Origin of the sequence: Altererythrobacter ishigakiensis, assembly GCF_001663155.1 — a bacterium.
Taxonomy (GTDB): domain Bacteria; phylum Pseudomonadota; class Alphaproteobacteria; order Sphingomonadales; family Sphingomonadaceae; genus Erythrobacter; species Erythrobacter ishigakiensis.
The window spans coordinates 843,522-869,014 of sequence record NZ_CP015963.1 but is presented as its reverse complement, the minus strand read 5'-3'; the positions used below and the strand labels follow the sequence as shown (position 1 = coordinate 869,014).

27 protein-coding genes and 1 tRNA gene are annotated in these 25,493 nt (G+C 58.2%); 10 read left to right on the top strand and 18 right to left on the bottom strand.

What is annotated here, in order from left to right; all coding sequences use genetic code 11:
* Positions 1-229: 229 nt before the first annotated feature.
* From A6F69_RS04240 to A6F69_RS04190, 12 genes are all read right to left on the bottom strand, one after another.
* The gene (locus A6F69_RS04240) at positions 230-826 is read right to left on the bottom strand and encodes a c-type heme family protein (RefSeq protein WP_067597794.1); all 597 of its coding nucleotides are present in this window, start codon (positions 824-826) and stop codon (positions 230-232) included.
* Between the two features lie 15 nt (positions 827-841).
* Positions 842-970 (bottom strand): DUF2474 domain-containing protein, encoded by a 129-nt coding sequence (locus A6F69_RS04235; RefSeq protein ID WP_067597791.1) that lies wholly within the window; start codon positions 968-970, stop codon positions 842-844.
* Positions 970-1,965 carry a cytochrome d ubiquinol oxidase subunit II gene (cydB, locus tag A6F69_RS04230; protein ID WP_067597787.1) on the bottom strand — a complete coding sequence of 332 codons (996 nt, stop codon included), beginning with the start codon at positions 1,963-1,965 and terminating at the stop codon, positions 970-972. The genes A6F69_RS04235 and cydB overlap by 1 nt, the downstream gene beginning before the upstream one ends.
* Positions 1,965-3,407 carry a cytochrome ubiquinol oxidase subunit I gene (locus tag A6F69_RS04225; protein ID WP_067597785.1) on the bottom strand — a complete coding sequence of 481 codons (1,443 nt, stop codon included), beginning with the start codon at positions 3,405-3,407 and terminating at the stop codon, positions 1,965-1,967. Before A6F69_RS04225 ends, cydB begins: the two co-directional genes overlap by 1 nt.
* An 88-nt stretch (positions 3,408-3,495) precedes the next feature.
* On the bottom strand, positions 3,496-4,125 hold the full coding sequence (locus tag A6F69_RS04220; RefSeq protein ID WP_067597782.1) for a peroxiredoxin: 630 nt from the start codon (positions 4,123-4,125) through the stop codon (positions 3,496-3,498).
* 35 nt (positions 4,126-4,160) lie between these two features.
* On the bottom strand, positions 4,161-4,685 hold the full coding sequence (locus A6F69_RS04215) for a ferritin-like domain-containing protein (protein WP_211352818.1): 525 nt from the start codon (positions 4,683-4,685) through the stop codon (positions 4,161-4,163).
* Positions 4,686-4,918: 233 nt separating this feature from the next.
* Positions 4,919-5,386 (bottom strand): Dps family protein, encoded by a 468-nt coding sequence (locus tag A6F69_RS04210; RefSeq protein WP_067597775.1) that lies wholly within the window; start codon positions 5,384-5,386, stop codon positions 4,919-4,921.
* Between the two features lie 65 nt (positions 5,387-5,451).
* Entirely contained in the window at positions 5,452-5,613 is a 162-nt protein-coding gene (locus A6F69_RS13310) for a helix-turn-helix domain-containing protein (RefSeq protein ID WP_083984672.1), read from the bottom strand.
* Positions 5,613-7,370: a SulP family inorganic anion transporter gene (locus A6F69_RS04205; protein ID WP_067597772.1), complete on the bottom strand. Its 1,758-nt coding sequence runs from the start codon at positions 7,368-7,370 to the stop codon at positions 5,613-5,615. Before A6F69_RS04205 ends, A6F69_RS13310 begins: the two co-directional genes overlap by 1 nt.
* 25 nt (positions 7,371-7,395) lie before the next feature.
* The gene (locus A6F69_RS04200; RefSeq protein ID WP_067597769.1) at positions 7,396-8,619 is read right to left on the bottom strand and encodes an NAD(P)/FAD-dependent oxidoreductase; all 1,224 of its coding nucleotides are present in this window, start codon (positions 8,617-8,619) and stop codon (positions 7,396-7,398) included.
* Positions 8,620-8,638: 19 nt separating this feature from the next.
* On the bottom strand, positions 8,639-9,049 hold the full coding sequence (locus A6F69_RS13160) for a protein tyrosine phosphatase family protein (RefSeq protein ID WP_067597767.1): 411 nt from the start codon (positions 9,047-9,049) through the stop codon (positions 8,639-8,641).
* Positions 9,050-9,122: 73 nt separating this feature from the next.
* On the bottom strand, positions 9,123-10,055 hold the full coding sequence (locus A6F69_RS04190; protein WP_067597764.1) for an MBL fold metallo-hydrolase: 933 nt from the start codon (positions 10,053-10,055) through the stop codon (positions 9,123-9,125).
* 72 nt (positions 10,056-10,127) lie between these two features.
* Between A6F69_RS04190 and A6F69_RS04185 the strand changes: the two genes are divergently transcribed.
* The 8 genes from A6F69_RS04185 to A6F69_RS13050 all read left to right on the top strand — a co-directional run bounded on the left by A6F69_RS04185 (position 10,128) and on the right by A6F69_RS13050 (position 17,383).
* Entirely contained in the window at positions 10,128-10,784 is a 657-nt protein-coding gene (locus A6F69_RS04185; protein WP_067602436.1) for a peroxiredoxin, read from the top strand.
* Positions 10,781-11,119 carry an ArsR/SmtB family transcription factor gene (locus tag A6F69_RS04180; RefSeq protein ID WP_067597761.1) on the top strand — a complete coding sequence of 113 codons (339 nt, stop codon included), beginning with the start codon at positions 10,781-10,783 and terminating at the stop codon, positions 11,117-11,119. The genes A6F69_RS04185 and A6F69_RS04180 overlap by 4 nt, the downstream gene beginning before the upstream one ends.
* A 105-nt stretch (positions 11,120-11,224) precedes the next feature.
* Entirely contained in the window at positions 11,225-11,683 is a 459-nt protein-coding gene (locus tag A6F69_RS04175; protein WP_067597758.1) for a hypothetical protein, read from the top strand.
* 190 nt (positions 11,684-11,873) lie between these two features.
* Positions 11,874-13,883, top strand: coding sequence for a TonB-dependent receptor (locus A6F69_RS04170; protein ID WP_169816544.1), 2,010 nt, complete (start codon positions 11,874-11,876; stop codon positions 13,881-13,883).
* Between the two features lie 322 nt (positions 13,884-14,205).
* The gene (locus A6F69_RS04165) at positions 14,206-14,484 is read left to right on the top strand and encodes a DUF3489 domain-containing protein (RefSeq protein ID WP_083984830.1); all 279 of its coding nucleotides are present in this window, start codon (positions 14,206-14,208) and stop codon (positions 14,482-14,484) included.
* Entirely contained in the window at positions 14,481-14,906 is a 426-nt protein-coding gene (locus A6F69_RS04160; protein WP_067597749.1) for a DUF2924 domain-containing protein, read from the top strand. The genes A6F69_RS04165 and A6F69_RS04160 overlap by 4 nt, the downstream gene beginning before the upstream one ends.
* On the top strand, positions 14,903-16,591 hold the full coding sequence (locus A6F69_RS04155) for a recombinase family protein (protein ID WP_067597746.1): 1,689 nt from the start codon (positions 14,903-14,905) through the stop codon (positions 16,589-16,591). Before A6F69_RS04160 ends, A6F69_RS04155 begins: the two co-directional genes overlap by 4 nt.
* Before the next feature lie 216 nt (positions 16,592-16,807).
* On the top strand, positions 16,808-17,383 hold the full coding sequence (locus A6F69_RS13050) for a hypothetical protein (protein ID WP_144573719.1): 576 nt from the start codon (positions 16,808-16,810) through the stop codon (positions 17,381-17,383).
* 22 nt (positions 17,384-17,405) lie between these two features.
* Here A6F69_RS13050 and terL read toward each other — a convergent pair whose 3' ends face one another.
* The 4 genes from terL to A6F69_RS04125 all read right to left on the bottom strand — a co-directional run bounded on the left by terL (position 17,406) and on the right by A6F69_RS04125 (position 21,397).
* Positions 17,406-18,893 (bottom strand): phage terminase large subunit, encoded by a 1,488-nt coding sequence (gene terL / locus A6F69_RS04140; protein WP_067597737.1) that lies wholly within the window; start codon positions 18,891-18,893, stop codon positions 17,406-17,408.
* Entirely contained in the window at positions 18,886-19,332 is a 447-nt protein-coding gene (locus tag A6F69_RS04135) for a DUF5681 domain-containing protein (RefSeq protein ID WP_083984671.1), read from the bottom strand. The genes terL and A6F69_RS04135 overlap by 8 nt, the downstream gene beginning before the upstream one ends.
* The gene (locus A6F69_RS04130) at positions 19,325-20,755 is read right to left on the bottom strand and encodes a DNA modification methylase (RefSeq protein WP_083984670.1); all 1,431 of its coding nucleotides are present in this window, start codon (positions 20,753-20,755) and stop codon (positions 19,325-19,327) included. The genes A6F69_RS04135 and A6F69_RS04130 overlap by 8 nt, the downstream gene beginning before the upstream one ends.
* A gap of 551 nt (positions 20,756-21,306) precedes the next feature.
* Positions 21,307-21,397, bottom strand: a tRNA-Ser gene (locus tag A6F69_RS04125).
* Positions 21,398-21,556: 159 nt separating this feature from the next.
* Here A6F69_RS04125 and A6F69_RS04120 point away from each other — a divergent pair.
* Entirely contained in the window at positions 21,557-22,633 is a 1,077-nt protein-coding gene (locus A6F69_RS04120) for a peptidylprolyl isomerase (protein WP_067597734.1), read from the top strand.
* Positions 22,626-22,976: a DUF1905 domain-containing protein gene (locus tag A6F69_RS04115; RefSeq protein WP_067597731.1), complete on the top strand. Its 351-nt coding sequence runs from the start codon at positions 22,626-22,628 to the stop codon at positions 22,974-22,976. The genes A6F69_RS04120 and A6F69_RS04115 overlap by 8 nt, the downstream gene beginning before the upstream one ends.
* A gap of 34 nt (positions 22,977-23,010) precedes the next feature.
* Here the strand turns inward: A6F69_RS04115 and A6F69_RS04110 are convergent, their stop codons facing one another.
* Complete coding sequence (locus tag A6F69_RS04110; protein WP_067597728.1) at positions 23,011-23,373, bottom strand: VOC family protein; 363 nt, start codon at positions 23,371-23,373, stop codon at positions 23,011-23,013.
* A complete protein-coding gene (locus A6F69_RS04105; protein ID WP_067597725.1) occupies positions 23,373-25,463 on the bottom strand; it encodes a RelA/SpoT family protein in 2,091 nt (696 codons plus the stop codon). The genes A6F69_RS04110 and A6F69_RS04105 overlap by 1 nt, the downstream gene beginning before the upstream one ends.
* Positions 25,464-25,493: the final 30 nt, after the last annotated feature.

The following is a 25,493-nucleotide window of genomic DNA, read 5'->3' as shown; positions in this document are numbered from 1 at the left end:
GCATAATTTCCTACCCCTTACAGCATATTCCATTGGACTTGCTCGGCAAAGGAAGCATTGGTGTCTGTACTGAATCGCAGCCCTAGAAGCGGTCGGTGCCCCATCGCGTAGCGCGAACGGGGCCTTGGGTGGTGGGAGCAGCGTGTCGCTGCTCCGAACAAGGGGAACCACCCATGACTACAAGGACCAAGAGCGAATCTCAGGGCAAAGCAGACAACGACCCAGCGGGTCACCCCGGCAGCAAGATCGGCAAGGTTGTCGACTGCTCCACCAGGAATGCTCCGCGAAGTTCGCCCGGTTCAAAACCCACGGCACGATCGTCTTGATAGCTTTGAGAGATCACTTTCGAGAGCGCAGGATCGATGTTCGATCCGTGGCATGCCGAGCAGGGTTTCTCCTGCATGGGAATGGCCCTGAGGTAGACCAACCGGCCGTCAACTGTGCCGTGCACGGATCGAGGGAAACCATCTTGCATCGGTGATGCTTCTAGCTCGCTGTACAGCGGCTCAAGGTCTGGCAGTATCCCGTTGCCTGCATTGCGGTTGCGACGCGCGATGCGACTTACTCTGAAGCCGCTGTTTTCTGAAAGGCGCTCCCCGATTGCGGGTGCCGCCGACTGGCAAACGCCGATCGCCCCCACGGGGCCAACCTCGCTGAGAGCATTGGAAAGCTCTCTCTGGAGTTCGGATTGAAATCGAGCAGTCAACTTTTCAGATTGGAGCAGGAATTCGGCTTCCTCCGCCACACTCCTGTCACCTTGCGAACAAGCGCCCACCGCGCATGCTGCTACAAAAAGGAGAAGGGTTCGATATCTATCTGGGTTCATGCTCGCCTCCTTGGCTTATGCCTTCAGCCAGAACCGAATGATCATAGCCACGATACCGAGCAAAGTGACGCTCGCTAGCCAAATTCCGGCCATCCACGCGAGCCGTTTCCAAAGCGGTTGCTGGGGTTCAGGTGGTGCGAGCATCAGTGATATCCCTCGTCGGCCACTTTACCCCTGAACACCCAATACGCCCAAGCGGTATATCCGATGATGAGCGGCATGGTGAGCGCCACACCAACCAGCATGAATATCTGGCTTTTTTCGGGTGCGGCAGCATCCCAGATCGTTACCCCAGGAGGCACGACGTAAGGCCACATTGTCACACCGAGCCCGGCCATTCCGAAGAAGAAGAGCGCAATTGCGAGCCAGAACGGTTTGCTTTTGCGTTCCTTCCTGATCGCCTGAATCATCGAGAGAGCGATTATCCCGGTCAGAATAGGCACAGGCGCTGCGAAATATATCTCCGGCGCGGTTAGCCAGCGATCAGCGTATTCGGCGTTCAGGAAGATGTTGTAGAGGCTGACCGCTCCCATCAGGACGATTGTCGCGATGGCCGCCCGCAATGCCAGATAACGCGCGTGCCTCTGGACCCCGCCATCCAGCTTCCAGATCAGCCACGTGCTGCCAAGCAACGCGTAGCCTGCGACAACGCCCAATCCGCAAAGCAAAGTGTAAGGCGTGAGCCAGTCGAACCAGCTGCCTGCGTAACTGCGATCAGCTACCTCGATGCCCTGTAGAAGAGCGCCGAGCGTCATGCCTTGAGACATGGCCGCTACAAGCGAACCACCAAAGAACGCTGCATCCCAGAAAGCCCGATGATTGGGATCGCGCCAGCGATATTCGAATGCGACACCCCGAAACACAAGGCCCAGCAGCATGGCAATGATCAGTGGATAGGTGGCGGGAAGAATTACCGCGTAGGCCAACGGGAAGGCGGCAAACAATCCACCGCCGCCGAGCACAAGCCATGTTTCGTTTCCATCCCAAACCGGAGCGATCGAATTCATGGCCCGGTCGCGTCCCTTACCCAAACGTAAGGTCGGGAAGAGAATGCCGATACCCAGATCAAACCCGTCCATCACGACATAAGCAAAGACGGCAAAAGCGATGATAAACGCCCAGATTACAGTGAGGTCCATCAGGCTGGCTCCTTCGTCGTTGGAAGTGGCTCTTCACCAATCGGGTTCTGAGTCGGGCCCGGCGTGATACCAGCAGTTCGGATGGGGCCAGTATCACCGCGTTTTGCACCAACCTCATCAGTTTGGGGCGGCTTGCCCATCAGGCGCAGGATGTACCAAACACCGATCCCGAAGACTGTGAAATAGACAATAATGAAGGCAAGCAGAGAAGCTGCGACTGCGGGCGCATCGAGTGGACTTGCCGCATCGGCTGTGCGCAACAGACCGTAGATCACATAGGGCTGTCGGCCGACCTCGGTCGTAATCCAACCCGCGAGTACTGCCACAAATCCGCTCGGCGCCATTAGGATCGCTGCGCGGTGTAGCCAAGGAGCGTCATACAGGCGCTTGCGGGCTCGAGCGTAAAGGCTCCAAAGACCGATACCGAGCATCGCAAAGCCAATCCCGACCATGATGCGAAAGGACCAGAAAACCATGCCCACCGGCGGCTCTTCATCATCCGCGATGGTGTCGAGACCGTCCATCGGTGCATTTAGATCGTGCTTGAGGATGAGCGATGACAGCTTCGGAATCTCGATCGCATAGCGCACCGTTTTGCTCTCGCTGTCCGGAACGCCGAACAATATCAGCGGCGCGCCATCGGGGTGGCTTTCGAAATGCCCCTCCATCGCCATGACCTTGGCGGGTTGATGCTCGAGAGTGTTCAGGCCATGCATGTCACCCGCGAAGATTTGCAGTGGCGTGACGAGTGCAGCCATCCACATCGCCATCGAGAACATTTTGCGCGCATGCGGGTTGGCTTTGTCTTTCAGAAGGTGCCACGCTCCCACACCGCCGACAACGAAGGCCGTGGTGAGATAGGCTGCCATTACCGTGTGCACGAGGCGATACGGAAAGCTGGGGTTGAAGACGATGTCCCACCAGCTATCGCCGGGGAGGAACTGGCCGTTCTCGCCCATGACATGGCCCACGGGCGTCTGCATCCAGCTATTCACCGAGAGGATCCAGAAGGCCGAAACGAAGGTTCCAAGCGCGACCATAAGTGTCGCGGTGAAATGCAGCTTCTTCCCAACCTTGTTCATGCCGAACAGCATGACACCGAGGAAACCAGCCTCAAGGAAGAAGGCTGTCAGCACTTCATACGCCATGAGCGGCCCGATGACTGGCCCGGCTACGTCTGAGAACACAGACCAGTTCGTGCCAAACTGATAACTCATCACGATGCCCGAAACGACGCCCATCGCAAACGCAATGGCGAAGATTTTGAGCCAGTACTTGAACAGATCGAGATAGACCTGCTTGCCGGTCTTCAGCCACAGCCCTTCAAGAACAGCGAGGTAACTCGCGAGCCCGATCGAGAAGGCAGGGAAGAAGAAGTGGAAGCTGACCGTGAAGGCGAATTGGACGCGCGCCAGCAGTAGGGCGTCGAGCTGGTCAAACATGGTGGAAACCGTGATCCCTCAGTTGTGAAAGTTTCGCAGCAAAAGACTAAGGGCGCGTCCGCTTGACAGCGAATGCGCCCCGCGACCCTCAGGCGACTTTCGTCGTCCGTAGATATGGTTTGATGGTGGTGAAACCCTGGGGGAACATTGTCTTCGCGTCATCATCATTGATCGAAGGCGGGATGATCACATCATCGCCGGGCCGCCAGTCGGCAGGCGTGGCAATAGTGCAGCGGTCCGATAGCTGGAGACTGTCGATCACCCGCAGGATCTCGTCAAAATTGCGACCAACGCTCATAGGATAGGTCATCACCAGGCGGATCTTGTTGGCCGGATCGATGATGAAGACCGACCGGACCGCCGCGGTTTCACTCTGGTCGGGGTGGATCATGTCGTAGAGCTTGGCGATCTTGAGGTCGGGATCCGCAACGATGGGAAAGTCGAGAGTGACACCTTGCGTTTCATCGACATCTTTGACCCATTCGAGGTGCTCTTCGACCGTGTCGGTCGAGAGACCGAGCGGCTTGACATTGCGCGCCTCGAACTCCGCGGCGAGCTTTGCGGTCATGCCCATTTCGGTGGTGCACACTGGAGTAAAGTCCGCCGGATGGCTGAAGAAGAAGACCCAGCTGTCACCCGACCATTCGTGGAGATCAATCTCACCCTTGGTCGTGGCAACGGTGAAGTTGGGGGCGGTGTCGCCGATGTGAAGAGACATAGGGATTTCCTTTCTTGAGAGTGTGATAATTGGGATCAGTTGCGACCGTGGTGCCCGCTGCCGCGTCCCTGTCCCATCTGACCACCGCGCGAAACGCAGCGCTGGAATGCGGGTAGATGACGTTCGCGCGAAGCCCATTGCAGTCGACCGAGGATTTCGCGGACGTCGTCGTCACGAACGGTCGGGAGAAGGCGGTCGTAGAGTGCGATGTTTTCGATCTCTGCGGTGACGCCTTGCTCACACGCTGCAATCAGGGTCGCTGGCGCTTCTATCTTGCCGAGATACGGGTTGGTTGCATCATAGCTTATGCCAAGACGATCCAATTCGGCTTTCGCCCGGCTCGCGTGGCGACGCTCCGCTTCGATGATATTGATGAAAGGCCGAGCCTCGCCATACTTCTCTATGACGGCGGCATAGGTGGCCTCGGCACGATACTCATCGTCAAGGGCCTGCAACAAGGCCGCACCGTCAATGCCTGGCGGGTCCGCTGCGATGGCGTTCGTGCACCCACCGCCAAGCATGAGCGCACCCAGTGTGAGAAGAGATTTCCAACAGGCCATTGAGACCTCCTTTCTTGAAGGAAGGTCTAACAGCGGCGGCTAGAGACTGCAATTACAATTTATCACTTAATGTAATCGATATTCTGAATTCAGTATCGAATATGCGAAAATGGACCTATTCCGTCCCCAAAGACGGCGAGGGACCCATTCAATATCAAAAATAATGTAAATGTGTTTGCTTGATGGCTCTCGAGGTGGCGCGCTTTTCCGGCGTCTTTGTACCTTGCCGCGATCTAGTTCGCGGTGGCACGAAGCATCCACGCGGTTTTTTCGTGCAGGGTGAGCCTTGGCGCGACCACGTCGGATGTTGCCTCATCGCCGATTTCCTCGGCTACCCGGAGCACTTCACGTGCGGTTTTCGCCACCTGCTCATGACCTTTGGCAAGATTGGTCACCATCTCCTGCCAATTCGGACTTCCGGCCTCCTCTTTGATCGATGAGAGACCGCTCATCTCGGAGTATGATGAGGGCGCATAGTGCCCAAGCGCACGGATGCGTTCTGCCAATTCGTCAACGGCCGTCCACATCTCGGTGTATTGCTCCATGAATTGAAGGTGCAATTGTTGGAAATGCGGCCCTTCCACGTTCCAGTGATAGCCATGGGTCTTGAGATAAAGCGTGTACGTATCCGCGAGCAGCTTCTTCAGCGCGTTCGATGACTTCTCGCGTGCTGCGTGATCGATCCCGATGTCGATATCCATAGATAGGTCCTTTCCTTCTTCACTGTCTCGCTATGGGCACGCGCTCGCGCACCAGATCAATCGATCTAAGCATTTCGATCCTCCCCCAAGGATTGTGCTTTCCGCCAACGATAAAAGGTCTTCTCCGAGATGCCAATTTCGCGGCAACTCTCGCAAACTCCCCTGCCGCTCTCGATCAGCGCTTCGATGCGGCGGCATTTCTCGTCTTTGTTTGTGATCTCGGGCATCAGATCAGACCTCGGGCGAGATAGTGATCGTGTGGTTCTGGAGGGGTTCCGTCATCCAAGACCAGCTTCTCGAAAGCTTTCGACTGCGAAAGGAATACCTCTCCGTTGAGCTCTTCGATGAAATGGGAGCGCTTCAGGCGATCCATCACTGGCCCTTTGACCTCAGACAAATGCAGACCAATCTTGCCATCGCCAAGCCGGTGATTGATTGCTTCGAGGCTTTCGAGACCAGATGCGTCGATCTCGTTCACAGCGCTGCACATGAGGATCACGTGGCGCACGGCTGGACGATCGGCGACTTCTTCCAGCACATATTCTTCGAGCCAGCGCGCGTTGAGATAGGTCAGCGCCTCGTCGATCCGGATCGACAGGATGTGCGGAACCGTGATGACCTTGTGCCGCTCGACATTGCGAAAGTGTTCCGTTTCCGGGACGCGTCCAACGATGGCAGCGTGTGGGCGGCTTGCACGCCAAAGGTAAAGGAGCAGGCCCACCGCGACGCCTGTTATCACGCCCATCTCCACGCCCGCCAGCAGGGTAATCCCGATGGTCGCAACATGCGCCGCGAAGTCAGCCTTTGAGTAGCGCCAGAGCCGTCCCGGCGTCTTCATATCCACGAGACTCAGGACCGCAACGATGATGGTCGCGGCGAGCGTGGCGATAGGCAGATTGAAAAGGAGCGGGGTCAGAAACAGCGTCGCGAGCGCAATCCCGACGGCGGTGTAGGCTCCGGCGGCGGGTGTTTGCGCCCCGGCATCGAAGTTCACCGCCGAGCGAGCAAATCCGCCTGTAACGGGGTAACCGCCTGAGAACGCACTGGCGACGTTAGCCGCGCCTAGACCGATAAGTTCCTGGTCCGGCGAAATGCGCTGGCGCCGTTTGGCTGCAAGCGTCTGCGCGACCGATACGCTTTCCACAAAGCCGATAATCGAGATGAGCAGAGCAGGAACCCATAGCTTCTCGATCAGAGAAAGGTCGGTGCTCGGCAGCGCAAAGGGCGGCAGGCCCTGGGGTATCGCGCCAACCAAGCTGACGCCTTTCTCGCCAAGATCGAGCGCGAGGACTGCCAATATCGTGAGTGCGACCGCGACCACTGGTCCTGCTTTCGCAGTCATGTCTGCTGCACGCTTTGGAAGTCCGATGCGCTGCAAGGCAGGCTTTGCGCCTTTCCGCACCCAGAACAGGAAAAGCGTCGCCGGGATACCGATAGCGAGTGTCCAGACATTGGTGTCGCCAATCGAGACGGCGAGCGATCCGAGCATATTGGGCCAATTGTCGCCGCCCGCCTGAATACCGAGAATGTGCTTCAACTGGCTGGTGGCAATGAGAATCCCCGATGCTGTTATAAAGCCACTGATGACAGGGTGAGAGAGCAGATTGGCGAGGAAGCCGGCGCGCAAAAAACCCAGAATGGCCAACATCACGCCTGAAAGCATCGCCAGTGTTATTGCAGCTTCGAGATATTCCGCCGTGCCTTGCGCCGCGACCGCTCCTGCAGCCGACGCCGTCATCAGCGAGATTACCGCGACTGGACCCACCGCGAGCGTCCGACTTGTTCCGAAGATCGCATAGAGAACGAGCGGCAGGATCGAGGCATACAGGCCGACAACCGGCGGGAGCCCGGCAAGCAGCGCATAGGCAAGGCTCTGCGGGATCAGCATGATAGTGACGATGACCGCCGCCATCAGATCGTCCGTCAGGACGTTGCGATTGTAGGTCCGCCCCCACTCAAGGATCGGAAGATAGCGCGAAAGCATCTCTGGAGGCCCCTTATCCGTCGCCCTACTGGGCGATCAGGCCGCCCGGACCGGCCAGCCATTCACGTCCCTTGAGCATCCCGTTCCAGTAAATCCAGGGAAGCGCGTCAGCCTTCAGCATCCAAGACAAACGCTGCGGCTTGGTCCCATCGATCAGCCAAGTCGGGAAACTCGGTGCGAGCTTGCCGCCATAGGCAAACTCGGCGAGCACGATCTTGCCGCGTTCGACCGTTAGAGGGCACGAACCGTAGCCATCATAACCCGCCTTCGGGCCATGACCGTCGAGCTGTTGCAGCACGTTGACTGCTACAACGGGCGCTTGTTTGCGCGCCGCCGCTGCAGTTTTCGCATTGGGCATCGAACCCGCATCGCCCAGCCCGAACACGTTATCGTAGCGGTTGTGGCGCAAGGTATGCTGATCGACATCGGTGAAGCCACTCTCTGCAGCCAGTGGACTGTCGGCCAGGAATTTTGGCGCGACTTGTGGCGGCACAACGTGCAGCATGTCGAACTCGCGGGTGACCTCGCCGTCTTCGGTTTTGAAAACGGCTTTCTGCGCGGGGCCATCGACCGATACTAGCGTGTGGCCAAGGCTCAAGTTGACGCTGTACTTCTCGATATAGCTCATCAGTGCGGGAACGTAATCGGCTACGCCGAACAACACTGCACCAGCATTGCAGAACTCGACGTCGATATCGTCGAGCACGCCAGCGCGCATCCAGTGGTCGCAGGAGAGATACATCGCCTTTTGAGGAGCCCCTGCGCATTTGATCGGCATGGGGGGCTGCGTAAATATAGCGCGACCGTTCTTTAGTTTCTGAACCAGCTCCCAGGTGTAGGGAGCAAGGTCGTAACGATAGTTCGAAGTAACACCGTTCTTGCCGAGCGCGTCTTCCAGACCATCGATCTTCTCCCAGGCAAGGCGGATACCTGGAGCCACGACGAGCGCCTCATAACGGACAGTCGAGCCATCCTCGAGCGTGACTTCGTTGTTGTCGGGCTGAAAGGACTTCGCTGCCTGTTTGATCCAGGTGACCGCTTTCGGCATTACGCTCGCCATGGTTCTGCGAGTGACCTTAGGCTCGAATATGCCGCCACCAACCATCGTCCAGCCCGGCTGATAGGCATGTGAATCGGCAGGCTCGATGATCGCAATGTCAAGACCTGAGCGGCGCTTGAGAAGCGAAGCGGCAGTGGCAATCCCGGCGGCACCGCCGCCGACGATCACCACCTTGTGTGACGTGGACATATTCTCTCTCCCGGAATTCTTACACGAGCTTGTCGCTCATTTTGGTTAGATCGTAGCCCGCATTTGCGGCACGCAAGAGGCGTTCGGATGGGTCTGTGTCATCCGGGTTTGCGAGCGTATCGAGAGTGATTGAACGCGTACCGGTTCGGCAGTAGGCCAGCAGCGGTCCCTCTGTGCCGCGTCGGACAGCGCGAAATGCTGCTATCGCTCCATCCGGGAACTCACCGCCGGACACCGGGATATGGTGGAAAGCCATACCGGCAGCTTGGGCGGCTTCGCGCATCTCAGCGACTGTCGGCTGGCCGTCCTCTTCGCCATCGGGGCGATTGCATATCAGCCCAACAAATCCGCGCTCTTTGAGAGCGACGACGTCCGAAGGATCAATCTGCGGCGCGACCGCAAAGGCTGGTCCTGCGCTGCGAATATCCATCACACATCACCTTTGGACAAATGGACGCTTTCCACATGCGCCGACAAAATCACGCATTGCGAGTTGGGCGACATCATACCGCATTCACCGGAATCTTGATGTAGCTCACCCCATTGTCTTCGGGGTCGGGCAAGCGGCCGCCGCGAATATTCACCTGCACTGAGGGCATGATAAGGTTAGGCATGGCCAGTGTCTTGTCACGCGATGTGCGCATTTCAACGAAGTCATCTTCGCTCACGCCATCTTTCACATGAACATTCTCGCGACGCTGCTTACCGACCGTTGTCTCCCACGCATACTCATCACGTCCCGGCGCCTTGTAATCATGGCAAAGGAACAGCCTTGTTTCGTCGGGCAAGGCAAGCAGGCGACGAATCGACTGGAATAGTTGCCGTGCATCGCCTCCGGGAAAATCTGCGCGTGCCGTCCCGAAGTCCGGCATGAAGATCGTATCCCCGACGAACGCAGCATCACCGATAATGAAGGCCATATCTGCCGGGGTGTGGCCGGGCACGTGCAGCGCAACACCTTCAATCTTGCCGAGATGGAACGTCTCGCCATCGCTGAACAGGTGATCGAATTGCGATCCGTCTCGCTCGAAGTCGGTTCCCGCGTTGAACAGCTTGCCGAACACTTCCTGCACGCGGACGATTTCCGCCCCTATCGCGAGTTTCCCACCGAGCCTCTCTTGAAGGTAAGGAACGGCAGAGATGTGATCTGCATGCGCGTGCGTCTCGATCAGCCAGGTCACTTTCAGATTATTCGAATTCACGTATTCGATAATGCGATCTGCCGAGCCATAAGACGTCCGACCGGCTGCGGCTTCATAGTCGAGGACCGAATCGATGATGGCAGCCTCTAATGTCTGAGGATCGTGGATGACATAACTTACAGTAAATGTTGCCTCGTCGAAAAAGCCTGCAACCGACGGGCGAAGCGTTTTCTCGGTTTGCGCACGCCTGATTTGATCAGCCGCCGCCCGAAGGTTCGGATCTGCGCTAGTCATGCTTTACTCCTTTGATTACATAAATTGTGTATATATATTGCTTTATCGGAGTCAAGTGCTAAGAGTATGACCATGGATATCAATGACAATCAGGCAGGGGGTTCGCGGAACCTTCGTATTGGCGATGCAGCGCCAGACTTTGAGGCTCGGAGCACGATCGGCCCGGTCCGACTTTCCAGCTTCCGGAAACGATGGCTGATCCTGTTTTCCCATCCGGCGGATTTTACGCCCGTTTGCACGACCGAGTTCGTCGAATTGGCGCGGGAGGCGGGCGAGTTCGAAAAGCGCGATTGCGCGCTCATGGCGCTTTCGGTCGACAGCCTGTTCTCGCATTTTGCTTGGCTGCGCATGATCAGAGACCGCTTCGATATCGAAGTACGCTTCCCCATTGTTGAGGACCCAACGCTCGTCATCGGCCGCGCATTCGGAATGGTGGCGCCGCAAGACAACGACAGCGCCACCGTGCGAACCACCTTTTTCATTGATCCCACGGGCGTGATCCGCGCGATCACCTGCTATCCCGCCAATATGGGTCGCTCGATCCCTGAGATGCTTCGCATGCTCGATGCATTGCAGGCGATTGACGCCAAGGACGCTCTTGCCCCTGCAAACTGGCAGCCGGGAGAGCCGCTGCTAAAGCCGCCCACGCAGGAACTCGATGAAGTATTTAAGGCTGGAGATGAAACCGCATGGTTTTTGCGTGAGGCCAGCAAAGGAAAAGGCCAATGACCGACGACGCGCCCATCGAAGAGTTGAAAGCAATCGCGCATCCGCTGCGATTCCAGATAGTCCAACTGCTTCGGGGCGGCGAATTGAATGTGGGTGAGATCGAAACAGCATCCGGCATAGGCCAACCGGCGCTTTCACAGCAGCTTGGTGTTTTGCGAAAAGCCGAGCTGGTCGAGACCCGCAAAGATGCGAAACTTGTCTACTACACGCTCAACGAAGATCGTCTGGTCGAGCTGGGAACGCTGATTGGCGGGCTTGATCCACGCGCAACTGCCAAGAATGTGCCTGCCCGAACCCCGGCGCCCGGTGTTGCCAACTTCGCACGGCTATCCTGAATGGATCTGGCATGACAGGTATCGCTCCATTCTCGGTTGTGATTGCCCTCGAAAGCGCCACGACGATTTGTATCGAGCGCTAGACTTCTCATGCTTCCACTCAGAATGACCCAGCTGCGCAAACCTTCCCCGATCAGAGGCCGCCTTCTGTTGGCATTGGCCCTGATCGCACTGGGGATGAATGCCCTCGTTCCGGCGGGCTATATGGTTGCGTCATCGTCATCGCATGTTTTCGCGATAACGCTGTGCCCCGAGACGAACCCTCTCGCTCGTGCCGTTATGGCTGCAGAAGGACATGCCCAGCTCGAAGATGCGGCATCACACCACGCGGCGATGGGCCATCAAGCTCCAGCGTCTGATGACGATATCCCCACGGCAAGTCGTGCGGAAGTCGATTGCGCGTTTTCGGCGCTGGCATGTGCGGGCAACGTGCCCGAACAGCCAAGTTCCGACACCATCACTCTCGAACGCGGCCAAATTCTCTTGGCGCAGTTTGAGGCTTTCTCGGTTACGACAAACCGCCGCCTGCGACCGCCGCTTCGCGGCCCGCCTGCGCACGGCTGATTCCGATACAAACCGGACCCTAGGCGCGGCGTGAAGCCGCTGCCCTTGGTCGCGTGCAAACCGAACATACGAGTAAACCATGAACGCCAAAGCTCTTCACAGGGCCGCCCTTCTGGCATCCTGCCCGATATTTGCCGCCCAGCCTCTCTTCGCAAAAGACGGCCAAAACCCCCAAGAAACCGACTCGGTTTTGACCGATACGATTGTTGTTACCGCGACGCGCTCCGAGACAATATCGCGCGACGAGATCGCGCCGCCTGAGCAGATTGCCCTTCCAGCAGACGCTGTCTCTATCGCAGCGCGTGCGCCAGGTGGTGCGCTTGTCGGGAACGGGGCGCTCTCAGGCCAGCTTTCCTATCGCGGTCTCGCCGGACAACGCGTGCTTGGTCGGGTTAATGGCCAGCGCTTCGCCACAGGTGGACCCAATGCGATGGACCCGCCGCTTCACTATGCCCCTTCTATACTTGTCGAACGCATCGACATTGCCCGCGGCGTTGCGCCTGTTTCACAAGGACCATCGCTTGCCGGTGCCGTCAACGCGCAGCTGGTAGAAACGGATTTCTCTGATGGCTCGGGCTTTTCGCCCCAGCTGCGCTTCACAAGCCAGTATCGCAGCGTTGATAACAGCTATGCACTTGGTGGAATGGCAGGCCTCGCGAATGAAAGCGTCCGGTTCGGCTTGATCGCAAGCCGCGAGGAAGGGGATGACTACGACTTTCCCGGCGGAACAGCGGTCGGGACCTCGTTTGAGCGTAACCTCTACGGCGCCCATGCTGGCTTTCGCACTGGACCTGGCGAGCTGTTTGTTGAGTATCGACGCAGCGAGACCGACCCGACTGGCAATCCGCCCTTTGCGCTAGACATCGTCTATTTCGACACCGACTTCATACAGGGCGGCTTCCGCGGTGAAATCGCTCCGGATATCTATCTCGACGGGCGTGTAGGCCACGTTGCGGTTCGCCATTTGATGGACAATCAGACTTCGAGGCAGCCGGCGGCTCCGCCAATGCGAGCCAGAGCGACCTTTGCGGATGCCGATACCACGACGGCGGAGGCTTCGGTGCGCTTCGGTACCAGCACCGTCTATCTCCAGATCGGTGCGGACGCAGAACTGACCGACAAATATGTGCGGATCACCAATCCTCTTAATAAGGCCTTCTTCATCGATGCACAGCCGAATGTGCAATCCGAGCGGTTCGGAGCATTCGCGCAATGGCGCGGTGCACTCCGAGCGGTTCAGTTTGAGCTTGGGGGGCGCCTCGATCACACGAGCCAATCGGCCGGAGACCCGCAATTGGGCACAGCAGTGCCGATGGGTCCACGCGGCATTGCAGCGGCTTTCAGCGCGGCGGATCGTGACCGCTCCGAAACGGTCGCGGATGCAGCGCTGCGCGTGTGGATGCCGCTTGGGGACATCACCCCTCGCGTGACGTTGGCCCGCAAGGAGCGCCTGCCGAGCCTGCTCGAGCGCTTCGGTTGGCTCCCGACGGAGGCGAGTTTCGGCCTTGCCGACGGCAATATCTATGTCGGCAATCTTGAGCTTGCCCCAGAAACCGCGTGGATCTCGGAAGTGGGCTTCGATCTCGAGAATGACGTGTTTTCACTCCGGCCAACGCTGTTTTATCGCCGGGTCGATAACTTCATCCAGGGTGTGCCATTCGATGCGACGGTTGGTGTCGTCGACAGCCCGGTCGAGATGATTGCCGCTATGAACGGTGACACCACACCGCTGCGCTTCAGCAATGTTGACGCGGAGCTCTACGGCGCAGATCTCGACTTCAGTGTTCGCCCGATCGAGCGCTTCGAGATATCTGGCACGGCCAGTTACGTGCGAGGGAAACGGCGCGACATCGACGATGACCTTTATCGGATCGCTCCTGCGAATCTGCGTATTTCGGCGGCCTGGCTTGGCGATCGATTTTCGTTCGGCGGGGAACTCGTCGCTGCGGGGGATCAGAATCAGGTGTCGCTCTCGAATGACGAAGAGCGAAGCGATGGCTACGCGGTGGTCGGATTGTTCGGACGCTATGCGGCCTCCGATGGCTTGGCGATAGAGGCCGGGCTCGAGAACCTCTTTGACACAGAATACCAGCCGCATCTTGCCGGACGCAGCCGCGTCGGAGCATCCGACGTGCCGGTTGACGAGCGCCTGCCCGGCGCAGGCGTCGGCGGCTGGGTAAGAGTGACTGCTCGGTTTTAAGGCACAAGCAGCGGTCGGAGCAGCGTGAGTAGCTGCTCCCGCCGATCAGCTACTCACGGAACAGTCCGAGGTATGCTTTGCTAGGTACGCCTTCACATATATCGCTTTATCATTCTGGCTTCCCAAAGCGTAAGCTAGACTGACAGCCACTTTCTCGAGCCTTTAGAGCATATTCCATTGGACTTGCCGCCCAAGGCAAGCATTCATGTCCTTACCGAATCGCGGCCCCGAAATTGGTCGCTGCCCCATCGCCTGATGCGACACGGGGCCTTGGGTGGTGGGAGCAGCAATGGAGCTGCTCCAGACCGGAAAGGACCCACCCATGACGACGAGCACAAAGAGCAAACCCAAGGACGCCACGACCGCCAAGGTCGCACCAATAACTACGCCCTCGGCACCAAGACCCGACAGCAAGATCGGCAAGGTCGTCGCGCTGCTGGAGCGCAAGGAAGGCGCGATGCTGGATGAGCTGGTCGCAGCTACGGGCTGGCAGGTGCATACTGCCCGCGCTGCACTGACCGGCCTCAAGAAACGCGGCTACGTAATCGAGCGAAGCACGCGCAACGATGTCAGCGTTTACACGATCAAGGCACGCTCATGAGCACGAAGAGCAAACTCGCCGAAGAGCTCGCTGCTCTCGATGACATGAACACGGCTGAGCTGGCCGAGCGGTGGGTCTCTCTCACCGCTCGGCCTCTGCCTAAGGTGAGCGCCGCATTGCTGCGCCTGGCGCTCGCTTGGGAATTGCAGGTCGCGGTGCATGGAGGCTTGTCGCGGCAAAGCCTGCAGCGACTGGAACAATTGGCCGCGGGCAAGACGCAAACGCAGAGCCTCGCGCCCGGCATGCGCTTGGCGCGCGAATATGGCGGCAAGCTCCATGTAGTTGTGATCGATGAAGATGGCGCGATCCATTGGAATGGCCGAACCTGGAAGAGTTTGAGCGCAGTTGCCCGCGCTATCACCGGCACCCGCTGGTCAGGCCCTGCCTTCTTTGGCTTGAAGCAGAAGCGGCAAGCAGCATGAAGAAGATCCGCTGCGCTATCTATACCCGCAAGTCGTCTGAAGAGGGGCTCGAGCAGGATTTCAATTCATTGGATGCACAGCGTGAGGCCTGCGCTGCCTATATCCTGAGCCAGGCCTCGGAAGGCTGGAGCCTGCTGCCTGAGCTCTATGATGATGGCGGTATCTCGGGTGGAACGCTCGAGCGCCCTGCCCTACAGCGGCTACTTGCTGATGTCGATGCAGGCCGGATCGATATTATTGTCGTCTACAAGGTCGATCGGCTGACCCGGTCACTGCTGGACTTTGCCAAGCTGGTCGAAACCTTTGATGATGCAGAGGTCAGCTTTGTCTCCGTGACCCAGTCGTTCAACACCACCAACTCGATGGGGCGGCTCACGCTCAATATGCTTCTATCCTTCGCGCAGTTCGAACGTGAAGTGACAGCCGAGCGGATCAGAGACAAGCTGGCAGCTTCCAAAGCCAAGGGCATGTGGATGGGCGGGATACCGCCATTGGGATATGAACCTGATGGGCGAAGCCTCAAAATCGTCGACGAGCATGCCGCGCTGATACGCGATATCTATGCGCGCTATCTCCAAGTCGGCAATGTCCGCATCCTGGCGGAAGAACTGCTCCGCGAAGGGATCCGCGTTCCCGAGCGTACGCTTACCACCGGCAAATCAATAGGCGGCGGCGCCTTTACCCGCGGCCAGATCTACAAGATCCTCTCCAATCCGATCTATCGCGGCAAGATAGCGCATAAGGACGAAGTCTTCGAAGGCCAGCACGAAGCACTCATCGACGAAGACACATTTGAATATGCCCAAATGAAGCTGGCAGAGAAGCGCCACCGGCGCAGCACCCGTAACGAACGCAGCAGTGCACTGCTCGCTGGTCTGTTGTTCGATGAGGACGGCCAAGTTCTCCAACCCGTCCACACCACGAAGCCTGTACCCGGCAAGCCTGAAAGCGCTTCGCGGCGCTATCGCTACTATATCCAGCCGAGCGAACCACGCGGCGAGGGCAGCAACCGTCCCCCAGCCCTACGTATTCCAGCCTGCGAGATCGAACCGCTCGTGCGAAAGGAGCTCAAGGCGCTCTTCGATAAGCCGCTTACACTGATTGAGCGTGCGAAGTTCGATGTGCCGGCGTCTCTGTTGCCAACAATCGAAGTTCAGTGCGGTCGGATGGCTTCAGACCTCGTGCGCAATGGACGTAATATTGTCCGGCAAGTTCTGCACAAGGTCACGGTCTATCCGGACCGCCTCGTTCTCACACTCGCGAGAAGCGGAATAGCCAGGCTGCTGGAACTGCCTTCGGGATGCAGCGGTTCCGAACACTTAGAACATGCAGTCACCGCCAGGCTCAAGCGATCGGGCCTCGCCGTTCGGCTCATTCAAGCCGATGGCACCAGCGCTGGCGCGACTACACCTGACATGGCCCTCGTGAAGCTGATCCACCAGGCACGCAGCTGGTGGGACAAACTCGCCCAGGGCGACATCAGGATCGCGGAGCTGGCCAGAGCCGAAGATGTCACTGCTTCCTACATGACCCGAGTTGTGCGCCTTGCCTTCCTCACGCCTGATATGGTCGACACAATCCTCGTAGGGAACACACCGGCAGATCTGACAGCAGAAAGGCTTCTCAAAGCTAGCGCGATAACTTCCGACTGGGTGAAGCAGCGAGAAGAACTGCTCCTGGTCTGATGTCCAATCCTGGGGCGCATTCCAGACATTGCGCAGATACTTGGCCTGATTGGTCACTTTCCATTGGACTTCGGCTGCAAAGTAAGCATTGCTGTCCATGCCGGATGAGAGAGGATTGATGCCTCGATCAAGGCGCCCCGAACGCTGATTTACCAGGCATCGGGGCTTTGGGTGGTGGGAGCAGCATTCAGCTGCGCAAATTCAAGGAGACCACCCATGAGTAATATTTCTAATTCATCAAGACCCCCAGCTCACCCAGAAGATGCTCCGGCTGCCGTCCGCCCGGAGCGCTTTGCCTGGAGCGACGATGAAGCCCTGCTGATCTTCAGCAGTTCCTCGCCGCCTATGGTCAGGCGACTTCCGCTCGGTGGAAGCAGGAGAGGTGGAAGAGGCCCACACATCCTTGTTGGTGGCCGATATGATCCCCGCATCGAGCATGTGCCTCCCGCCCTCGAAGCTGCGCGAAGCGCGCCGGCCGACCGCTTCGTCATCATTGAGCGATCCTACAAGCACTTCATGCAGTGCCTGTGCCAGGGAGATCACTGGATACTCGAGAAGCAGGAAGGCAGCGAGGACGCGCATTTCCGGGCAATGCTAAGCCCTGTCGAAGCGGCCGCAATGGCTGACGGGCAAGCCGGCGAACAGGAGCCGCTCATGCCGCGCATATTCTCACCGCAGCAGCAGCCATCCTACACCCTGACTTTCGCGCTCGTGTGCGATGCCATGCAGCGCTACTTCAAGGGCGAGCCAGAGCCTCACTGGGTTGGATGGGAACGCATCGACATACCGTGAGGCCCTGCCCTCGCTACGATGGTTATCGGCGGCTACCCGTCTCGAACGACAGTCCCTGTGGCCGGCGATCGCCCCTTGGTCGCGTTCCTGCGGGCCGCTCGGCCGCCATCTCCTGGCGCAGCCTGCGCTGGAACCACTGAAGCGCCTGGCTGGTGCTGTCGACCTGGTCATCGTGGCGCGCATTGGGAAAGCCGAGCAGTTCCTGCTGATAGGTCGCAAGCCAGGGCGCCTCGCGGGGGAAGAGCACCTTGCCCGTCTCGAACAGCACCGCCCGGGCCTGCATGCGTTCGATCTTGGCCAGCCTCGGCCTCACGATATTCGGTCGACACAGCATTGAGCTGCTGCGCAGCGACTGCGCGATCGCCCGGCCCAGGTCACCATCCTCGATCAGCGTCAGATCACCCCCATAGGAGCAATGTGTGTCCTCGATGAGGTGCGTCAGCTCGGGGCTTTCCATCTTGATGCGGATCACGTCACGCAGATAGATTTGGCCACGGTGACAGCCCCACACGGTACCCACCGACCAGTCGCTATTCTCACCCAGCGTCGATGCGGTGTCCCAGCTCACGAGCGTGGTCTCGAACTCTCGCGGCTGCTCTTCATAGTAGCGCAGCCATTCGCGGCGGATGACGATACCATCATCCGGAACGGGTTGCTGCTGGTATTGCGCACTGAAGGTAAGATCACCCATGATCCGCCTTTGTCGCTCATATTCGCGATGATCCATGCGATCAGCCTGAGTCGGTTCGCCACTGGCGCGAAGATGAACCCGGCCATTGCCCAGATCCCATTCCTCATCTTCGGTCGCGATCGAGGGTATCAGGATCTGACGATACTCCTCCTGTTCGAGCAAATGTCCTGCGAGGTCTTGCTCATGGAGACGCTGCATGACGCAGATGATCGCACTTTCCCTCGGATGATTGAGCCGGGTTGAGATGACGTTATCCCAAGTACTGATGACCTTGTTGCGCGCAACGCTTGAGAAGATCTCCTGCCCCTTGTTAGGATCATCGAGAATGATGAAGTCTGCTCCGCGCCCGAGCATGCTGCCCTCGACAGACGTCGCAAGGCGAAAGCCACCCTCCGTGGTTTGCCATTCAAGCTGGCGGTTATGGACCGGAAAGTGGCACTCGGGAAAGACCCGGCGGAACCATCCCGAACGCATGACGCGCTGGAACGACACCGCTTGGGCCTTGGCGACTTCCTTACTGTAAGTGACGCACATGATCCGCCTTGTAGGATCATGACCGAGGATGAAGGCTGGGAAGGCTATGCTGGTAATAATCGTCTTGAGGCTGCGCGGCGCCAAGTTGATCATGAGGCGGAGGGTCTCCCCCCGCCTCACGTCTTCGAGCGCATTCGCCATCACCTCAATATGCCAGTTCTCCGTGTAGTCCGTCCCCGGCTCCAACTCAGCCATCACTTGCGCCAGGAAGGTCGCGAAATCCTCGCGGATCATGGAGTCGAATATCTCTCGTGGCAGGCCAACCAGTTCTGCAGGATCAGTCATTGTCCGTCTCCCCGCCGTCTGGGTTAGGGCCCTTGCGCATGAGGAAGTTCAGTATGGCCTCCAGCGGCACCGCTGCGTATTCCTCGCTCTCGTCGTGCTTGGGCTTTGGAAGTTGCTTGAGCAGATTGTTGAGCGCCCTCTGGTCACCCTTGATGGCATTGTTGACCATCGACTTTGCCAGCGCTTCGCGCTTGCTCAGGCGAATGCTTCTGCTGCCCTCAGTGACCTGCATCTCGGCATCGAGTTCCTCCTCGATGAGTTTGAGGAGGTTCCTGTCCTTGCGCGGACGCCCTTTGGGATTACCCGACTGGCCAGGCTGGAAGCGGGTGTCCCGTGTAGGTCCGTCCGCATTGGCGTGGTCGTTCGGCGTCGACTCGGTCTTCTTGCGCTTGCGCTCGCGAACCGGCTTGCTGGCAGGCTTGGAAGGTCGCTTAGCCATTGCTCACCTCCTCCCGATCAGCGGTTTCGGGTACAGCAAGATCGACCCCGCGCTCCTCAGCGATCTCCGACCAGCTCTTGCCGCTTTCGAGATGTACAGCCTCCTGGCCGGTCCTCGCCTGCCAGCGCTCGATCGTCGCATCGCAATAGCCAGGATCGATCTCGATCAGCCGGGCGCGCCTGCCAGTGTGCTCAGCCGCCATCAGCGTTGAGCCAGACCCACCGAAAGCATCGAGCACGATGCCGCCGCGATGCGAGCAATCGCGCAGCGCATCAGCGATCAGCGCTACCGGCTTGACCGTCGGGTGGAGAGCCAGCTCGTCATCGCGGGATGCATGGAACGAGTTGTTGCCCTGGTAGTCCCACACATTGGTGCGATACCTGCCGGTCTCGCCCAGGCCGAAGTTATTGATCGGCGGCCCTTCCCCTACCTGCCATAGGTAGATGAGTTCGTGCTGTGAGCGGTAAAAGCTTCCCTGGCCGCCCATGCCCTTGTTCCACACCACCAGGTTACGCAGCCGCGAATAGACCGCTTCGCCTGCATCGAGCATCTCGCGCTGGTGTTGCCAGTCCATGAACTGGTAATGGATTGCGCCATCTTCGCTGTAGCGCGCCATCAGATCAAAGGAGGTGCGCAGGAAGGACGTGAACTCTTGCCTATCCATATCGCCTGAAGCAAAAGCGAACTCCTCGCGCTCCTGGCCGGAGATGTTGGCCATCGGCTGGTTGTAGGGCGCGTCGCTGACTACGACCTGAGCGCGCTCATCGCCCATCAAGGAGATGTAGCTCTGCTCTTCAAGCGCATCGCCGCAGTGGAGCCGGTGATCTCCCAACTGCCAGGTGTCCCCGGGGACACAGACCGGCGGACGTGATGGAAGACCCGGAAGAGTGTCCCCGGGTTCATCCGGCTCGATCAGCAGGTCGTCGATCTCGCTCATCGTGAAGCCGGAAAGCTCGAGATTGAAGTCCAAGCCGAGATCGAGGTCGCTCAGTTCCTTGAACTCAAGCCGCAACACCTCTTCGTCGAATTCGCCCATGTCGGCGATCTTCGTCTCGGCGAGGGCGAAGAGCCGCAGCTGTTCCTGCGTGAGGTGCGTGATGCAGATGACCGGAACCCGTTCGAGCCCCAGATCTCGAGCAGCCTGCCAGTTACCGTATCCAATGACGATACGCGCTTCAGCGTCGACGATGATCGGAAGATTCAGTCCAAACGATCGTACCTTGGCACGGATCGCATTAGCTCGTCTTTTGTTCGCCCTGCGCAACCGCCGGTTCGGCGGTGTCAGTTCTTCCGTTGGGCGGTACTCAATAACGAGTTCGAGCCCGTCATTAGGGTCGTTGGGCCGGGCAGATTCTATGGCTTGAGGTGAGGGTGTGCTTTGCAGGTCGACTTTGCGCCCGCGGGTGCGATTTCGGATTTTCATTGGAAGGATCCTTCCGGATGCCGGCAACCGGATGACACAGGGCTGCGAGCCGCAATGCGGCTGAGCTCTTCATCCTGCTGCTCGACGGATCCGAATGATCCTCGTGCTGCTCACCTTTGCCTGCCTTTGGGGCCAGGTGCGACTCGGTTAGAGCATAATTCACCGAGCATCGCAACCCATTGAATTATAGCTATTATTGACAAAGGATCGTACATATGGCTTGGCCAGATGTGCTCATCGCCCTGTTATTCGGAAACAGGCGAAGCCCGCGCAATAAGCAACTCTCTGCTTCTCCAATAGAATCTGGGATCGGCAGCACCTGGGGGCGGTGACAATCGCCCTGTTTTTGCGGGAATAACAGGAGAGGCGGTCAAATAGCGCCAATTACCCAATCCGGTACCTCGCAAAAGGCGCACGGAGAAAACGGGGCAAACGGGCGCAAATTCTCTCTCCAATGCGCTCTCCGTGGTACCGCCTCACACGCCAAGGCCCGCAGAACTGCGCGGTTTTCGGAGGTATCTTCTCACATGTCAGGGATACCCAAGACTAGGTGGCGGAGCAGGAGGGATTCGAACCCTCGATACGGGGTTACCGTATACACACTTTCCAGGCGTGCGCCTTCGACCACTCGGCCACTGCTCCGCGTTCTTGTTGGCCTACCGCGCGGTGCGCTACTTGAGGCCGTTTGAAGATCTAATCGCCCCCTCCACTCAAGCAGCGAAGCGATAGTGCAAACAAGAAGCGCGCGCTCTAGCTTTGAAACGATTGCTTCGCAAGGCGTGAGATGGCAGGTCTGAAAACATGAAGAAAATCATGACTTGCCTAGTGGCCCTCACCCTTCCCGCTTTTGGATTCGCGCAAACAGAATCGCCGGCTCCTTCGCCCAATCAGATCGTCGAAGACGCCGCGCCGGAGGATTGGGTCGCCATTCCAGCAGAAGACCTGCTGGTGATGCGGCTAGCTCCCGATGCCGAGGGTAATCCGCGCGAAGTCATCATCCAGCTGATGCCCGCGCCTTTCAGCCAAGGATGGGTCCATAATATCAAACTGCTCGCGCGTGAGGGGTGGTACGACGAGATCAGCGTCAACCGCGTACAGGATAATTATGTCGTCCAATGGGGCGATCCCAATTACGACAATCCCGAAGCTGACGGCGAGGTGAAGACGCTGCCAGAAGGACTGAAGGTGATGGGAGAAGATCAGTACGTCATCTCGGTCGAATGGAACATGAGTTTAGAAGATCAGGTCGCCCACGTTTACTATCGTGAACCCCGGATTAGCCTGACCGGAGGACAGCCGCTGGACCTGCTCCCAGTTGGCTTGAAGAGTCTTTCTGATCGCTTTGAGGGGTACCCTGGCATGACAGGCTTCTCTTCAGGCTGGCCCATTGCCGGAACTTTCACTCGAGGGCATTCACACGAAGATACGAAGGCTTGGCCCGTCCACTGCTACGGCATGGTCGGCGTGGGCCGCAATTACTCGCCCGACACTGGCAGCGGAGCGGAGCTTTATACCGTAATCGGCCATGCGCCGCGGCACCTGGATCGCAATATCGCGCTGGTTGGGCGGATCATCGAAGGGATGGAACATCTTTCCAGCCTGCCGCGCGGCAACGGCGTACTGGGTTTCTATGCCGAGGATGAAGAAGACAAGCGCATGCCGATCCATTCGATTGATGTAGCGGCTGATCTGCTGGAGTCGGACGACGAGCCTGCAGGCCTCACATACGCTTACGAATATCTCAGCACCGAAAGCGAGACTTTCGCGAAGTATGCTGATGCGCGCGCCAACCGCCGCGATCCGTTCTTCATCCATCCCGCTGGCGGCGCGGATATCTGCAACATTCCTGTGCCAATCCGACCTGCCCCCAATGGCTGACAAACTGACACTGCAAACACCTCTAAAGATTTGGCGCGGTGAGAAGGCAGTCTATCGCCTGGTCTCGATCACCGGTGATGAAGCCGAGCACATTGCCGCGCATGCCCTGATGCAACGCCTTGAGTACGGAACTCGCCGCGGGTTCGGCTCGGTGAAGATAATGGCGCGAATTGGTGAGACGGAATGGAAAACTTCGGTCTTCCCAACCAAGCCCAAACCCGCAATTCGCGAAGCGACAGGGCAAGGAGAACGCGATTGGTGGCTGCTCGTCAGCAAAAAGGTGATGCGGGCAGAAGATCTCGCCGAGGGCGATCTGGTCGAGCTAGAATTGGAGCTACTCTAGTGCTCAAACCGCAAAGCGATAGCGCAGAATAAGATCAAACCCGCTCCATGATTTCGATCCGATTTCCGAAGGGGTCGAGAATATCACCCCGCTTGTAGCCTTCCAAAGGTTTGCCAGGGGCAAACGACACCCCCGCCATCTCCAGCTTGCGCACCATTTCGACCAGATCGTCGACCAGCAAAGCGGGATGCGCGCGTTGCGCCGGCATAAAGTCTTGCTCCACGCCCAAATGAATCTGCGCCGTGCCTGCGGAGAACCAGCACCCCCCGCTGACCGCCAGATGAGCGGGCTTTGGCACTTCTGCCATGCCCAGCACATCGACAAAAAAGCGCCGAGCATCGTCTTCGCCACCGTGCGGCATCGCAAGCTGGACGTGATCTATTGCCGTAACGCCCATCAGATACGCTCCGCCTGCGCCACTGAGTCGCTGGCGCGCAATGCGCTGAGGATTCGTGTCAGGTGGGCCAGATCCTGGACTTCACTATCGATTTCATAGGTTGTGAATGGATGGTCAGTCTCAACCTGGTCCAGCGATTTCACATTCACGTGGTTCTGCGCGAAAATGCCCGCCATTTCCGCCAGTGTACCGGGCCGGTCATAGAGCGTTACGCGCAACCGCCCGATCGCCCCTTGCGAACGCGAGCCCCAACTTAGGTCCAGCCAATCGGCATCTTCGCCACTCGCCAACTCAAAGCAGCCGATGGCGTGCACTTCCACTGCCTCGCCCTTTTTCCGCAGGCCAACAATGCGGTCACCCGGTACCGGGTGACAACATTCGGCAAGCTGGAAGCCCACGCCTGCCGTCAGTCCACGAATAGAAATTGCATGCTCGCGCTTGGTCCAGTCATCTTCTTCATCGATGTCGACCGTGCACCCTGGAACCAGCGCTTCCATCACTTCGCGATCGGAAAGCTTGGCTGCGCCGATAGCGAACATCATGTCCTCTTCATCCATCAGGCCAAGCCGTTCTACCGCCAAACCGCGTGCTTTTTTGCCGATCCGGGCTGGCACTTTAGCGGCTATCTCATCAAACAGTTTCTTCCCGATCTCGGCAATCTCGGCGCGTTCTTTCAGCCTCACGGCGCGCCGGATCGCAGCGCGCGCCTTACCTGTTACGACAAAGCCAAGCCAAGATAGCTGAGGCTCGGCTTCCTTGCCTTTAATAATCTCTACGACATCACCGTTCTCCAGAGGCGTACGCAAAGGCATATGACGACCGTTGATCTTTGCGCCGACCGCCTGCGCACCAAGGTCGGTATGGACGGCAAACGCGAAGTCGACCGGCGATGCTCCTTTGGGCAATTGGAACAGCCCGCCTTTTGGGGTGAAGGCAAATATCCGATCCTGGTAGATCGCCATACGCGTATGCTCGAGCAGCTCGTCAGCGTCATGGCTTGCATCAACGATTTCGATCAAATCTCGCAGCCAGCCGACTTCGCCATCGGGTCTTTCGCCTTGCTTGTAAGCCCAATGCGCTGCCAGACCGAACTCGTTGCGGCCGTGCATTTCGCGCGTGCGGATTTGCACTTCAACCCGCATCGAATTCTCATACATCAATGATGTGTGCAGAGAACGGTAGCCATTTGATTTGGGCGTGGAGATGTAATCCTTGAACTTGCCCGGCAGGAACTGCCACGTAGTATGCAGCGCGCCCAGGGCGGCATAGCAATCGGCTTCATTTTCGCAGATCACGCGGAACGCCATGATGTCTGTGACTTGTTCGAACGAAACGTGCCGCTCAGCCATCTTTTTCCAGATCGAGTACGGATGTTTTTCTCGCCCTGAAACTTCGACATTTAGTCCGGCTTCGGCCAGCCGCTGCTTGATCTTCAATGCGATCGCATCAACCTGCCCGCCATCCTGGTTCCGCAACTCCCCCAACTTCTTGGTGATCGTTGCATAGGCTTCGGGCTCGAGTTGTTCGAAAGCGAGTAGCTGCATCTCCCGCATATACTCATACATGCCCACACGTTCGGCCAGCGGGGCATAGATATCCATCGTTTCGCGCGCGATCCGCTGCCGCTTCTCCGGCTTCTTGATGAAATGGAGCGTGCGCATATTGTGCAACCGGTCAGCCAACTTGACCAGCAGAACGCGGATATCCTCTGACATCGCCAACAGGAATTTGCGCAAGTTCTCCGCCGCGCGCTCGTTCTCTGGCATCTGTTCAATCTTTGAAAGCTTGGTCACTCCATCGACCAGCCGCGCGACATCTTCGCCAAAGTTGGACTCGATGTCTTCGATCGTCGCAAGCGTATCTTCAACGGTATCATGCAACAGCGCGGTAATGATCGTTTGCTGATCAAGCTTTAGGTCCGTCATGAGCCCGGCCACTTCCACAGGATGACTGAAGTAGGGGTCGCCGCTCGCGCGCATCTGGGAGCCGTGCTTTTGTACGGTATAGACATACGCTCGGTTAAGCACCGCCTCATCGGCATCAGGGTCATAGTCAAGGACCCGCTCAACAAGTTCGTATTGGCGTAGCATACTAGAGATGAATGTGCGGTGCGGCGGGCA

What these genes read in the sequence shown, in the direction of transcription:
- A6F69_RS04105 (WP_067597725.1), bottom strand. Translation starts at nt 25,463, where the DNA reads ATGCTACGCCAATACGAACTTGTTGAGCGGGTCCTTGACTATGACCCT.
- A6F69_RS04210 (WP_067597775.1), bottom strand. Translation starts at nt 5,386, where the DNA reads ATGGATATCGACATCGGGATCGATCACGCAGCACGCGAGAAGTCATCG.
- A6F69_RS13050 (WP_144573719.1), top strand. Translation starts at nt 16,808, where the DNA reads ATGAGTAATATTTCTAATTCATCAAGACCCCCAGCTCACCCAGAAGAT.
- A6F69_RS04200 (WP_067597769.1), bottom strand. Translation starts at nt 8,619, where the DNA reads ATGTCCACGTCACACAAGGTGGTGATCGTCGGCGGCGGTGCCGCCGGG.
- A6F69_RS04180 (WP_067597761.1), top strand. Translation starts at nt 10,781, where the DNA reads ATGACCGACGACGCGCCCATCGAAGAGTTGAAAGCAATCGCGCATCCG.
- A6F69_RS04225 (WP_067597785.1), bottom strand. Translation starts at nt 3,407, where the DNA reads ATGTTTGACCAGCTCGACGCCCTACTGCTGGCGCGCGTCCAATTCGCC.
- A6F69_RS04165 (WP_083984830.1), top strand. Translation starts at nt 14,206, where the DNA reads ATGACGACGAGCACAAAGAGCAAACCCAAGGACGCCACGACCGCCAAG.
- A6F69_RS13160 (WP_067597767.1), bottom strand. Translation starts at nt 9,049, where the DNA reads ATGGATATTCGCAGCGCAGGACCAGCCTTTGCGGTCGCGCCGCAGATT.
- A6F69_RS04235 (WP_067597791.1), bottom strand. Translation starts at nt 970, where the DNA reads ATGCTCGCACCACCTGAACCCCAGCAACCGCTTTGGAAACGGCTCGCG.
- A6F69_RS04115 (WP_067597731.1), top strand. Translation starts at nt 22,626, where the DNA reads ATGGCTGACAAACTGACACTGCAAACACCTCTAAAGATTTGGCGCGGT.
- terL (WP_067597737.1), bottom strand. Translation starts at nt 18,893, where the DNA reads ATGACTGATCCTGCAGAACTGGTTGGCCTGCCACGAGAGATATTCGAC.
- A6F69_RS04160 (WP_067597749.1), top strand. Translation starts at nt 14,481, where the DNA reads ATGAGCACGAAGAGCAAACTCGCCGAAGAGCTCGCTGCTCTCGATGAC.
- A6F69_RS04185 (WP_067602436.1), top strand. Translation starts at nt 10,128, where the DNA reads ATGGATATCAATGACAATCAGGCAGGGGGTTCGCGGAACCTTCGTATT.
- A6F69_RS04135 (WP_083984671.1), bottom strand. Translation starts at nt 19,332, where the DNA reads ATGGCTAAGCGACCTTCCAAGCCTGCCAGCAAGCCGGTTCGCGAGCGC.
- cydB (WP_067597787.1), bottom strand. Translation starts at nt 1,965, where the DNA reads ATGGACCTCACTGTAATCTGGGCGTTTATCATCGCTTTTGCCGTCTTT.
- A6F69_RS04110 (WP_067597728.1), bottom strand. Translation starts at nt 23,373, where the DNA reads ATGGGCGTTACGGCAATAGATCACGTCCAGCTTGCGATGCCGCACGGT.
- A6F69_RS04175 (WP_067597758.1), top strand. Translation starts at nt 11,225, where the DNA reads ATGACCCAGCTGCGCAAACCTTCCCCGATCAGAGGCCGCCTTCTGTTG.
- A6F69_RS04190 (WP_067597764.1), bottom strand. Translation starts at nt 10,055, where the DNA reads ATGACTAGCGCAGATCCGAACCTTCGGGCGGCGGCTGATCAAATCAGG.
- A6F69_RS04205 (WP_067597772.1), bottom strand. Translation starts at nt 7,370, where the DNA reads ATGCTTTCGCGCTATCTTCCGATCCTTGAGTGGGGGCGGACCTACAAT.
- A6F69_RS04240 (WP_067597794.1), bottom strand. Translation starts at nt 826, where the DNA reads ATGAACCCAGATAGATATCGAACCCTTCTCCTTTTTGTAGCAGCATGC.
- A6F69_RS04155 (WP_067597746.1), top strand. Translation starts at nt 14,903, where the DNA reads ATGAAGAAGATCCGCTGCGCTATCTATACCCGCAAGTCGTCTGAAGAG.
- A6F69_RS04120 (WP_067597734.1), top strand. Translation starts at nt 21,557, where the DNA reads ATGAAGAAAATCATGACTTGCCTAGTGGCCCTCACCCTTCCCGCTTTT.
- A6F69_RS04130 (WP_083984670.1), bottom strand. Translation starts at nt 20,755, where the DNA reads ATGAAAATCCGAAATCGCACCCGCGGGCGCAAAGTCGACCTGCAAAGC.
- A6F69_RS13310 (WP_083984672.1), bottom strand. Translation starts at nt 5,613, where the DNA reads ATGCCCGAGATCACAAACAAAGACGAGAAATGCCGCCGCATCGAAGCG.
- A6F69_RS04220 (WP_067597782.1), bottom strand. Translation starts at nt 4,125, where the DNA reads ATGTCTCTTCACATCGGCGACACCGCCCCCAACTTCACCGTTGCCACG.
- A6F69_RS04215 (WP_211352818.1), bottom strand. Translation starts at nt 4,685, where the DNA reads ATGGCCTGTTGGAAATCTCTTCTCACACTGGGTGCGCTCATGCTTGGC.